Origin of the sequence: Bartonella sp. MR90HLJMH (assembly GCF_042194115.1) — a bacterium.
Taxonomy (GTDB): Bacteria; Pseudomonadota; Alphaproteobacteria; order Rhizobiales; family Rhizobiaceae; genus Bartonella; species Bartonella grahamii.
The window spans coordinates 1-11,725 of the sequence record NZ_JBHIMM010000017.1 but is presented as its reverse complement, the minus strand read 5'-3'; the positions used below and the strand labels follow the sequence as shown (position 1 = coordinate 11,725).

8 protein-coding genes, 1 tRNA gene and 1 pseudogene are annotated in these 11,725 nt (G+C 39.4%); 1 reads left to right on the top strand and 9 read right to left on the bottom strand.

Annotated elements, in window-relative coordinates:
- The first annotated feature begins 173 nt into the window (after window positions 1–173).
- Window positions 174–250: transfer RNA gene (locus ACFIJ9_RS08300), tRNA-Met, on the top strand.
- 134 nt (window positions 251–384) lie between these two features.
- Here the strand turns inward: ACFIJ9_RS08300 and ACFIJ9_RS08295 are convergent.
- From ACFIJ9_RS08295 to ACFIJ9_RS08255, 9 genes and pseudogenes are all read right to left on the bottom strand, one after another.
- A complete protein-coding gene (locus ACFIJ9_RS08295) occupies window positions 385–1,749 on the bottom strand; it encodes an MFS transporter (RefSeq protein WP_375636696.1) in 1,365 nt (454 codons plus the stop codon).
- 639 nt (window positions 1,750–2,388) lie between these two features.
- Window positions 2,389–3,558 (bottom strand): MFS transporter, encoded by a 1,170-nt coding sequence (locus tag ACFIJ9_RS08290; RefSeq protein WP_375636694.1) that lies wholly within the window; start codon window positions 3,556–3,558, stop codon window positions 2,389–2,391.
- Between the two features lie 719 nt (window positions 3,559–4,277).
- Complete coding sequence (locus tag ACFIJ9_RS08285) at window positions 4,278–4,751, bottom strand: hypothetical protein (RefSeq protein WP_375636693.1); 474 nt, start codon at window positions 4,749–4,751, stop codon at window positions 4,278–4,280.
- Between the two features lie 445 nt (window positions 4,752–5,196).
- Complete coding sequence (locus ACFIJ9_RS08280) at window positions 5,197–5,361, bottom strand: hypothetical protein (protein WP_375636691.1); 165 nt, start codon at window positions 5,359–5,361, stop codon at window positions 5,197–5,199.
- 701 nt (window positions 5,362–6,062) lie between these two features.
- Window positions 6,063–7,217, bottom strand: coding sequence for an MFS transporter (locus ACFIJ9_RS08275; protein ID WP_375636689.1), 1,155 nt, complete (start codon window positions 7,215–7,217; stop codon window positions 6,063–6,065).
- A gap of 511 nt (window positions 7,218–7,728) precedes the next feature.
- Window positions 7,729–8,967, bottom strand: a complete 1,239-nt coding sequence (locus tag ACFIJ9_RS08270; protein ID WP_375636687.1) for a DUF2087 domain-containing protein — start codon at window positions 8,965–8,967, stop codon at window positions 7,729–7,731.
- A 10-nt stretch (window positions 8,968–8,977) separates the two neighbouring features.
- Window positions 8,978–9,652 carry a hypothetical protein gene (locus ACFIJ9_RS08265; protein ID WP_375636685.1) on the bottom strand — a complete coding sequence of 225 codons (675 nt, stop codon included), beginning with the start codon at window positions 9,650–9,652 and terminating at the stop codon, window positions 8,978–8,980.
- Between the two features lie 194 nt (window positions 9,653–9,846).
- Window positions 9,847–11,049 (bottom strand): MFS transporter, encoded by a 1,203-nt coding sequence (locus tag ACFIJ9_RS08260; RefSeq protein WP_375636684.1) that lies wholly within the window; start codon window positions 11,047–11,049, stop codon window positions 9,847–9,849.
- A gap of 314 nt (window positions 11,050–11,363) precedes the next feature.
- A pseudogene (locus ACFIJ9_RS08255) lies at window positions 11,364–11,725 on the bottom strand (DUF3792 domain-containing protein); the annotation flags it as partial.

The following is an 11,725-nucleotide window of genomic DNA, read 5'->3' as shown; positions in this document are numbered from 1 at the left end:
TCGGCCGTGAAACGCTCCAGCGCTGATGGTACTTTGCCTTAAGGCACGGGAGAGTAAGTCGCCGCCAGGTCTGCTAAAGGCATGATATCTAACAATTCATAAATAAAAATATAATCATATCAATGCTCAATACTCAGAGTAGACAATAAAAAATCTTGTTCTAAAATATGTGACGCGGGGTGGAGCAGCCCGGTAGCTCGTCAGGCTCATAACCTGAAGGCCGCAGGTTCAAATCCTGCCCCCGCAACCAAAGTGCCAAAACTAATGACTTCCATAAAAATCACATGTCATCTGAACATGACACTGCGCTCATGATAAAACGTGAAAATATAAAAATGTACCTAATGGGAAATGTTATAGAATAAGGCGTTCAAACAAAGCATATCATAAATCGGAGCCCTTCTCTTTATGCGATAAGGAGAGTGCGAGGCAAAACAGTAAAAATGCAGCGATAGAGAATATAAAGAATATGAGATATGTTTGATTGAGGGAAAGATATTCCTCTGTCAGCGAATGGATCAAAAAGCCAGCGAATACACCCCCCAAAGCTCCGCCTATTTGCTGTAATATGCGTGTGATAACTGCTGTATCTTTGACGTATAAACTGTTGACATATTGGATAGGGGCGGAAAGGCAGACAATGGTGGTGATGCCAAGCCCTATGCCTCTTAGCAAGAATCCAAGCCCATCCATGCTTATATTATAGCCGAAGCATAATAATCCAAAGCTTGATATCACCAAACCAATTCCTATCATGAAAAAGGGAGATTTTTCTTTCCATTTTTGGTAAATAAATTTCCTTCCGATCCATGCACCCACTCCTTGCAAAGCAAGGACTGCGCCGATGATGAGAAGGCTATTTTCATGGGCTTGTTCCATGGCAACGGCTAGTGGGAAATAAACGAGGAAGCTATAAAAAAGAAATGAAGCAACAAGCCCCATGATCATGAGTAATGTATAGCGCACATTTTGAAATCCGCTAAAGACGATTAATTTGTTTTTTGCTTTCTGATTAGAAACAATGAACAATATGAGAGATATCACCGCTATAAGTGCTAGGATATATACGGAGGTGTTGTTCTTTATATTTCTGGCTTCTGTGAGATAAAAAAATGAAATAAGCGATATGAAAAACGCTAAAAATGCAAATAAGTTAAATTTTGTTTTTGTTGTTTCGTTGCTCTTTAAGTGTTTCGCTCCAATGGTGAGCGCCAATAAAATGAGCGGAATATTGATAAAAAATAACAAACGCCAAGAGACATACTGAGCAAGTGAGGCACCCACCAGCGGACCAAAGGCAGGAGCGAAAACTGTTGGTACGGCTATGGTGCCCATGGCTTGGCGCACTCGTGTCTGTCCAAATTGTAAGGCAATGATGGTTTGGCTAAGGGGCAGCAAAAGACCGGTCCCGAAACCTTGAACGATACGGGCAGATATAATGGTTGGAAAATTATAGCTTAATCCTACCCCCAGTGATCCAAGCATAAAAATGAAGCTTGCAAGAAACCAAGTTCTTTTGATACCTATTCTTCCTTGCACAAAAGCTGCTATCAACAATCCTGGCACGGTGGCAAGAAAATAGGATGTTACAACCCATTGTATATTATTTTCCTCTACTGAAAGATAAAAAGCAAGGTCTGGAAGGATGACATTAACAATGCTTCCGTCCAGCAAGGGGAGTATGCTGGAAATAATTACGGTATATATGACATACCTTTCTGATTTGGTATAGGAATCCACCTTTTGCATAATTTTGCTCCCTACAGATACTCTTTAAAATATTGGTTCTACCCCATAAATCACAGACTTTGAGAATGAACACCCGTTTGTGATGGCTTTAATATGGGGATGAATGTGATTGGAAGTGCTGATGGTCCCCAAATGCTTCTCTTGTGTACAACCCCTCTTCCTCCAAAATGAAGCTATCAGTTAAGCTGATCTCAATGAGTTTATCGAGGAGTCTATTCGTCGTCAACTCACTTTGCATGTTTGAAAATTTGAGAGAATCCTCTGCATGATCAGAAAGGAATAAATGCATTGCGTATTTATTTTTGTATTCGTTCCATTGTTTTTCCATGATAATGTTTTAAGCCTTTAAAGTCTGGACAATTCTGATGCTTGTGGAAGAGCTTTTGGGGGCAAAGTTATGAGAACGTCAATGTTATGATGATTATGGCTGTTTATTCTTGCTATGGATGGCGCTGATGATCTTTTTTCGTAAAAGATACATTATGATAAGCAAAAAGAAAGAGAGAGTTTTGCTTCATATAAGTGGAGAGGGGGGTATTTTTAGGTTTGTCCGAAATTGTCATCTCGATATCGTTGAGTGATGTGCAATCAATCATGGCATGATGGGGGGTGAAGAGGATAATATGCTTTTTCATCAACTTACCTTTTTGCTGAATTTTTGAGTGTGAGGAGAGAGAGGAGGGCGGTACTGAGAGAGGCAATACTCAAGATCTGCCAAACCGATAATCCAAAAAATTCTTGGTTGTAGAAGAGGGAGCCAAGATAACTTCCTGCCATGCCTCCGAAAGCACTGGACAAGCTCATGATTCCAAATGTGCTAGCGATTAAGCGTTCATCTATATTTGTGGCCTCATAATCGAGGCGTATGTAGATCACGATTTCAGCAAAGGAAAAGAGGATGATCGCGAAGAAGAGGTAAAAATAAGAATGCTCAAGAGCGTGGAGGAGGAGGAATGAGATTCCAAACAAAACAAAGGATAATACTTTGGGCGTTTTGGAGTTTTCTTTACATGCCCATTTGGAAACAGACATTTGGAAAAAGATCACGATGAGAGCATTCAAGACAAAAATAAAAGAAGTAGCACTTCCTTCAAAAACCTGATTACTGAATACAGGTATGGTGCTTTCGAGTTGGATATAAAAAAAGGTAAACAAGAATATAAAAAGCGAAACGCCAAGCATGGTCTTGTTGGTGAGCAACTTTCTAAAATCAGAAAAATTTATTTTGTCCAATTTGTTAGTATTAGAGCTTTCTTTTAAGGTGCAGTTCAGAAGAAATAATAAAAAAAAGATCAATCCAACGAAACTAAATAATAAGGAGGGGAGCATTTTAAAAATCAACATTCCAAGCAAGGGACCGATAGAGACCCCTATATTAACAAAGACTGATCTTGTTGCTAAGGCATCCACTTTTTCAGTTCTCGAAACATTTCTTACTAAAAAAGATTTCGCAGCAGGAGTGTATAGACTGCTTCCTAAACCAATGAAGGCGCAAGAGAGGAGGAGGATATAAAAATTATGCGTAAAACCAATGATGAGATAGCCAGGGATTCGTGTTGCTAGACCTAAAAGCATTGTTTTTTTTACATGGACATAATCGGAGAGCAACCCTCCTAAGAGAGAGCCTGCCTTTTTGCACAAAAAAGCTACTCCGATGATGATTCCAACTTCTGTTGTACTGAGAGAGTTAAGTTTATTTAAGTAAATCGCCAAAAAAGGGACAACCATAAATATCCCAATATTGCTCAGTAAAGTTGTTATGAGGATGAGTTTTATGCTTGCCTTGAAAGTGAAGAATTTACGCACCATTTTATTTTGCCACCACAAGATTTACTTTTTTTGCTTAAGAAAGTGCATTTAACAGAGCCGTTTCTGAACTTGTTCCTGAGGTCAATAAAATGTCAGCGCACGCAGATTGCTCTCTCAAATTCAGAGTTTTTCCCTGTAAGGGAATGGGTAGAGAATAGCTTGTTTGCTCCTTGCATGTTGCAAGCGCATTTGCTGAAATTTACCTGTTGTTTTGCATAGACAAGTGCTTGACCGATAAAGGTTTGGGGATCAGTTCTTTTTGAAATAATTTAGGTTCTCTTCCTAGTGCACATTCTAAAAATCCTTTGTAGATATTGGTGTTAAAAGTTTGGCAGAGTGCTTCACCAATTTGCACGCCTCTTAAGCGTGGATTTATTCAACAACTTTAAAGAAGTTCCCTTCAGTGATGATAAATTTCGTATGTGCAAAGCCCCCATGATAGGAAACAGCTGCTAGGATATTTTTAATCCCTTCTTCTATTCCCTGTAATTGTGCAATGTTCTTGTCTAAGGGAAAGTTGTTGCAAGTCTCTTAAAGTCAGGCATGTCTGACATGACCCTGCTTGAGAGGGCGAGAAGCTTTGTTTTCCCTCGATAGCTAATGGTTTTAGCACTGTAGAGTGTGCCTGTAAAGAAGGTCTCAATGAGATTTTTTTTGAGGGAAGTATGGTTTTTTATAAATTCCATGATTGCGGTAAATTCCGTTTTATTTTCTGCAAACTATACGTTTTTTGAGTTTGTTCCCTGTGGGTCTTTCAGAATGACAGGATAGGAGAGCTTGTGTGTGGCTTGGAAAGCCTCACTTTCAATAACAGTTATTTGTCCTTTTGTGAGACCTTTTTCACAGAGGATTTTTCTTAAACAAGCTTTGTCTCTACAGATATTTATCGCATAGGCATTTTGGGTTTTATATCCCAACTGGGCGGAGATTTCGTTGACACTTGTCGCCCACGTGTCTGTAAGATTGAGAATGCCACTAAAGTTTTTTAAATTTTGGCAATAGGTTATCATTTCCGCATGATGAAATGTATCGCGTTCAATAACACTGAGATGCACGCTTTTAATATAATCCAGTTCATAAAAATAGAGATCTTTATTATGGGTGAGGAGGTGTAAGTGAAGTGCGAGCGTTTCTGCTGCCTCTATAAGTCTAGCCAAGTCAAAGGTTGAGGCTTCCACCAGTACAAAATGCATCTCTATCTTCTCTTCATGGGAATTATTTGGTGAAAAAAGCCGCAAAAATCGTTTGTTTATCCCCTTCAAAATGCGATTATGACAAGGACAACTGTGTTGATGGACGTTGAAAAAAATGAAAAAGCGCGTATGGGGGCAATAATAATCAAGCGCAAGAACGCTTGTGGGAAGTTGCAATCTTAGCTTATTTAATTTCCACTAAATCACTATCAGGCACTATAGGATATTGAGAAGTTTGAAAAAAGGATTTTATTTGGGGGGGGGTATTTTTTCAGAGCTTGAGGAGCGAACAAATTGAGATTTCCGCATAAAGCAAATATGGAAAAATTGCGCTTTATTGATACCCTCTTTTATCAAATAAGAGGATGAGAGCGATGATAAAAGAGCGCTTCTTTTAAGGGTGTGCAGGTGAATTAATGAACAATAAAACTCTATCCACCCGTGTTCAAATTTTTTCACGATAATGCGTTGCATGGTCTTTTGCCGAAAGAGTACAATCTTGAAGATTCAAGACATTTGTTAAATCGTGAATAGAAGTTAAAGCGCCCATAATATTATAAAAGGTTGGTGTTCTTCCTTTCAGGTGTAAGGTATGTTCGTGGTGTTCCACAGTTATATGATTGATCCTATGCAATATGAACACTCTCACCTGTGATGCGCTCAAGTAATGAAGCATCATCAGGATAAAAAAGGATACTCTTCATTCATTGTTTTTAGGCATCATTTTCAGGATGTGTTTTCGCTTGAATGTGTCCTATAAAATGTAAACATTACTGTTTGTCTAAAAAACATTGGCAATCTTGTAACACTGGAATCCTATTGGACCAGTTTCTTGGGTGGTAAAGCTAAGAGGCTTAATATGCAATTCAGGGATTATGTCTTTTATTTTCAACACAGATTTAAGCTTGAAAGGCTTCTCCAAGAGAAAATAGGTTTTTTGAGAGATTTAATTTTTTTCTCAAGATATGGTAATAAGTTTATCCGCAAAACTTGGTAGGCATATGATGGTATCAATAGAAAATTCTTCGATAGCTGAATTCAAAGTCTCAAGATCAACCATAGAGGCGAATGGATAATATGTTATTTTAAAAAGGTGACAAACTTCATGGGAAAACAAAAATCCGCTCCATAATCCTTTAAGCTGTGAGGCAATTGGCAATAGGGCTTACAGAACAATCTTTAAAGACCGTTTTGAGGTTCTTTGCCGCAGAGTGTGTTACAGCCCCATAATTGAGTGATTTATGGCGAAGTGTTTTGGGTGCTCTTGTTGTGCTACTGGTTTTCAAAAATGATATGTGACATGGAAGCTGCTTATTTTTTAGTTTGTATGAGGCACAGGCAAGAGGCAAAGGCGGAGGCACCAACAATCATGCAAAAGATGAAAGCGATATGACTGTTGAAATAGCTGATGATCCATCCACTTGTCCATGAGCCGGCGGCTTGGCCAATATTTGAAACAACAAGAATATAACTAAAAAGAACACTGGCAGAGAGGGATACGGTTGTTTTCCCTGCTTGATAATATATTTCTGGAACCATGACAGATTCATAGACACTGTAGGCAATTAATGCGGTTACAGCGGTAAAGACCCCACCCATGAGGAAAAATGAGGAGAAACTTCCCATAAAACAGAGCAGATAAAAAGTTGCTTTATCGGAAAGGGTGAGATGTTTATTGATTACTCCCTGCCAGATACAAATGCTGATGCCAACAATTGAAAAGAAAATTCCACTATAAGGGGCGAGATTGCTGTCAAATTTATTGAGAAGTGTTGTGGTGGTGATGAAAATTCCCATGAGAAATGTACAAAGCAAAGCCGTGACCAGCAAATAAGCAATAGAACGATTATGTATTATTGTTTTTAAAGAAAAAAGAAGAGCTTTTTTTGTTTTTTTATCCTTTTCAAGAGATAATGTTTTATGCGGGTAATGATAAACAATTTTGAGAGATAGAACACAAAGATACAAACCAAGGAGTGCAAAAAAAGCCATTAAAAAAGTTGATGCGTTATATTTTATGGCAATCATTGCAACAAGAGGGGCAATAACGACCGCAGCGTTTTGAAAAAACGAATAGAGAGTTAATGCGCGCTTAAGAGCACTTCCCTTGAGATGTTCTGATAAAATTTCTCTCAAAAATGGCTTTGAAATTGCTTTCGAAAAAGCCATTAAGGTAAAAAAGGTCAACCATGCAGAAGGCATGAGCGATAGGATAACGCATACAAAAGCGCTACTCCTTAAAATAAAGGCGGTAGCCATTAAGAGTTTACGAGAAAGTCTTTCTAATAAACTTGTTGTGGTTACCATGAGAATGCTTTCAAGGATTACCGACCCAGAGAGATAAAACGCAACATTGGCAGCAGTTATGAGAGAAGAGTTTCCAATCAGAGGGAGTACAAAGAAAAAGGAAAATTCAGAAAGAAAAACTGTGCTATAGATGAAAAAAGGAATTTTATTTTTGCCCATGGAATTTCCATAGAAGTGTCGTTAAATGATCAAATACATTTTGTTGTATCTGTTGAGGAAGTTTTGTCAGCCCTGTTTCCGCTGTGCACATTTCGTTGAAATAGTCTCTTTATCAATTCATCAGTCAGTCCACTGCAAGAATGTTATTTTTTGTTTGTCTACGATGTTTTTAGAAATATCGAGCATGATTTGGGTTGAGTAACAACACTGTTTCCTGATGTTTGCGCAATAATCGGTAAGATCATTGAGACCTTGATCCCATATCTTCTTCTGGTGATTTTGACTGTTTCTAATCCTATTTGATAACCAATTGGCACCCCGTATTCTTGCTTTTCCATTGTATCCTTTATAAAGGGGATGTACTAACCCCTCCATAGATTGTCAACATATGAATGAGATGAATGATTTTATAACCTTTTAATGAAATTATATTTTTTTAGTGGAAGGTTATTCATTCTCTTGAAATATAGAAGAAAAACGATAGAGTTCGCTAACATTTTTCAATTCTCTTTTAGCGCATGCGTTGATATTTGCCTCCATGGCGTTGTAAAAAACCCCTCTCAACAAGAGTGCGTCGTAATCGGGCAAAGTCTATCGTAAAGAGGTTGCATATCTTGGAAACTTCCGTTTCGCTATAGATTTTTTCCTTCTGAAAGGCTTGTGCAATTTTTGATAGCATCTCTTCTGTTTCTAAATGGCGGTCGCTTAAATTTTCCCTATTCCGCTCATGTTTATTTTCTAGCATTTTCCACAGTGTTTCTTCGGCTTGAAATCCTTCTGTTGTGTTGTGAATAAGTCCGAGGTTCAAAAGGCGATTGATGGATTTGTGAATGTTTTTCGCATCTGAATCGACATGTTTGAGGACTTCGGAAAGATTTTTCGCACCAAGGATAATGGCGGCATAAACAGCGCGCAGTGTAGGTGAGGTCATGGCAGAGATTAGTGAATTGCGGGTATCGCGTTTGCGAAGGGTTTCTTTTCCCATGGGCAAAAGATCATTGCGAATGGGCAGTTCATTGATTTCTATGAGTTCTGCTTGTAGCGATTGTGCGCGTACAATTTGTTCGGTAGGGGTGCGTTTGCGAATAATTCCCAGACCACTTTGGCGATATTTGTGGTTTTCGGGGAGTGTTAAAGCCTCATAGGAGCCATCAAGCCGATAGAGGATTTCTTCCCATATGGGAGTTCTGACACTTTGACCCCGTTGTGCCCCATTGAGAGCAATTGTTGTTGTCATTGTTGGTTCATGCAAACAAAGATAACCACCAGCGGTGATGTGTTCCCAAAGGGTTATAACAAATCGCACATCATCTGCTGGAGTTCCAGCATCGATCCAAGCAAAATCTATTGGTCCCCAAGATTTGAGGGTGCTTTCATCAAGAGAGAAGAAATTCTCATTGATAAATGTTACAGTGTCTTTTTTAATGCCATCTTTAAGAAGTTCTTGCCATACTTCTTCTGCTGATTGACCTTTGGCTGTAAAATCATCAATTGTAATCAGTTGTGGTTCGTAATTTTCAGGAATTCCTGAAGGATCAAGCAAAGCTGTGCGCTCTTCCCAGGTGGAGGATTCTAAAAGCTTTTTATCTTGTTGCCATGATAATTTCGCTTTTTGAAGTGCTTTTGCGATAAAGCGCGTACTATCACCAGCACCGATTTCAATGACTGTGCGCGGTCTTGCCATTTGAATAAGCGCATGGATAAGTTGAGCACTATTTTCTGTTCCCATGCCAGGTCTTATCAGCTGCATCTTTTTATCCTTATAATTTTATCAATCGCAGCATTCCTGCTTTTACAAAAAACTTTATTGAATCCTCTAGCGGATATTGAATACGTATTGGTGTGGTGGCTTGCTTCAAGAGATGTTTTGTTTTTTCATGAAGCCGGATTGTACGCTCATTGAGTTGATTAATGGCAAGAGTGCCAAGAGAAGAATCTATGATAATACATGTTGGCTCTCGTAAAAGAGCGGTTGCATCATTTTCTGAAAATGCTTTTTGATCTGTTTTGATGAGACCGTGTCGTAAAAGTGATATCAAAAGACTTCCAGAGGCAAGAAGAGTACCATTGAATTGTATTTCCCTCAGTGATTGGACAAGGCAGCCTTCATGAAGTGCTTCAAATGTGGGAAAGTCGAATCCGCCAAATGCCGCTCCTTTTGTAGAAACAACGGTTGCAGGTTGTATTTGCCGTTTTCCAATTAAAGCTGGTTTATTTCTCGTTATCTGTACGTCCTTTACCCATTGAACGCGTGATAAAGGATTGAGTTCACGTGGATAGACAGCGAAAGAATTGATGGCTATGGGTGGTGTTGGTTTTTGCAATTCAAGTGTATGGGAGCTCTCATGACAATCATGTCGCATATAGTCTGCCAGTTGCCACACATAGCCGCCTGTTCCATTGTAAAAGTTTAAGCCTATAGGATCTTGTTGCATGATGTTATTGTTTTTTTGCTTTAAAATATCAAGTTTTTGGGAGGGTTGTTAGTTGCTCTACATTAAAGAGTGGTTTATCAAAGTCCTATTGGGTTGGTATGGGGTTGCATGAGAGATACAATGATTTGATCAGGTGGTGATTGTCATGCCATTTTTGGGGCATTGTTTGCTGGCTGGACAAACAGCCGAGTCCACTAACCATTCTCAAATTCTCTCTGTTCCTTTTTTTGTACGGCACTGTTCAAAATAAAACCTAATATGCCTGCGATCATTGTGGCGATGCCGATGACAAAGAGTGTGTATTGTGTGTGATGAACATGGACAAAACCGGCTCCTATAAAGCCAAGGCATACGGATGTTTGTATGATGAAGAGATAAGCGGGCATTTGACTGTTTCGCTGTTCTTTTTGAATGGCTTTCATCATAAAACTTGCCATTAGAGCATTTTGTACGCCGTTTGCACTCCCAAGGATGAAAAATGACAGCATCATCAGCCATATGAGTTGTGTGAGGGAAAAGCAGAAAATTGCAAATCCAATGATTGTAGCGGCAAGTGATGCACCAGCGGCATTGCCAAAGCGATGAAAAAGGCTGGAGAAACAGAGTGGACCAACCACGAGGCCAAGACTTACCATGCTTGTGATTATCCCATAGGTTTCAGCGCTTAAGTTGAGATCGGTACGAATGCGGACAATCGATAAGACGTTGAGAGCAGAGGTGAGGATGATGGTAATGATGAGGGGTGCAAGAGCATAGACAACATTTTTTTTACGCAAGAGGCCTCTTAAGTCTAGCCCTTTTTTGCTTTTTTGCGTTGTGTTTGTCGTTTGTGTATGAATTTTTAAACTTTTAAAACAGAAGAGAGTGATAAAGGTGGCAAAAAGAACCATGATTGACAGCGCAAACAATCCTTTTTGCCCGTTTGATATTCCATACAACACCCCCCCTAAGAGTGGTCCAGCAATGTAACCAAGATTACGAACTGTTTGGATAACGCGGTTTATACGGTCTAGTTGCTGATCATTGTTTGCAAATTCTGGGACGGAAACGAGGATTGCGGACCAAAAGATTGAACCAGCACAACCCAGTGCGAAAGAAAGTGCAATATAAATCCAAAATTGGTTGGCGATTGCAGCTGTGGCTATAAAGAGTGCTTCAAACAATAAAACAATGGGTACTGTTCGTGCTGGTTGGAAGCGATGCAAGAGGCGTGGTGCAATTGGTCCGGCAAAAATTGCCCCGATAAGCCCTGCAAAAAGGAGCATTGAAATAGAAGCTGTGCTTTCTGCTAAGTGGAGAGCAAATGTAACTTGCGCTGTTTCATCGGCAAAGCTGCTAAAGCCCAAAACAAGGAAAAGTCCTATTTGGACGAAAATCATGGATTTTTTCTTTGTCACAGTGCTCCTCCCCAAGATGCTAAAGGTACAATTTTCTTCTGCGTATTTATGGGATATCCCGCGCTTTGTCTAGTTTTTCTTGATAATCAGTTGAGAAAGGAAGTTTACAGAGCTCTCTTCAAAATAAGCACAATGCCTATTTGCAGCGATGAGCAACTCCTTATGTTTTTTGAAAGGGGAGTATTGAAGGATTATAGACTGGCGAAGTTATCTGATATGAGAGACAATGATACAAAAGAGCAATCAGGAAATTTTGCAAAAAAAGCTGCATCATGTGTGCAGCTTTTTATGTGTTTGCTTTAGAGGTAGAAGTTTTAAAGCATGAAAGTATCCTTACGGCTTCTATAACCATAATAACCAAAAACACTGGAAACAATGGCGCCTACCAGACTTCCTAAAAAGCCCCACCATCCCATATTGGAGGCTGCTTTTGTAGCTTTAGTCGCAGTGTTTTTTACTCCCTTGATCGTATCCTCAAGATTGTCCGAGAGTGTTTCTGCCTGTTCTTCAAGGGCTTTGATGGCTTTTTCGGTTTTTTCCTCGGCGCTTTGATAGAGTTGAACGGCACGGTTTACTGCTGTTTGTGCGTCCGAACGGGTCATGCCATCTTTTATGAGGGCTTCGATGATATCACTTCGATCAAATTTTGTCGTGAGATCTTCTACACGATCAGACA

Coding starts and splice junctions, on each gene's coding strand:
- ACFIJ9_RS08295 (WP_375636696.1), bottom strand. CDS start 1,749: ATGCAAAAGGTGGATTCCTATACCAAATCAGAAAGGTATGTCATATAT.
- ACFIJ9_RS08285 (WP_375636693.1), bottom strand. CDS start 4,751: ATGCATTTTGTACTGGTGGAAGCCTCAACCTTTGACTTGGCTAGACTT.
- ACFIJ9_RS08290 (WP_375636694.1), bottom strand. CDS start 3,558: ATGGTGCGTAAATTCTTCACTTTCAAGGCAAGCATAAAACTCATCCTC.
- ACFIJ9_RS08275 (WP_375636689.1), bottom strand. CDS start 7,217: ATGGGCAAAAATAAAATTCCTTTTTTCATCTATAGCACAGTTTTTCTT.
- ACFIJ9_RS08270 (WP_375636687.1), bottom strand. CDS start 8,967: ATGCAGCTGATAAGACCTGGCATGGGAACAGAAAATAGTGCTCAACTT.
- ACFIJ9_RS08265 (WP_375636685.1), bottom strand. CDS start 9,652: ATGCAACAAGATCCTATAGGCTTAAACTTTTACAATGGAACAGGCGGC.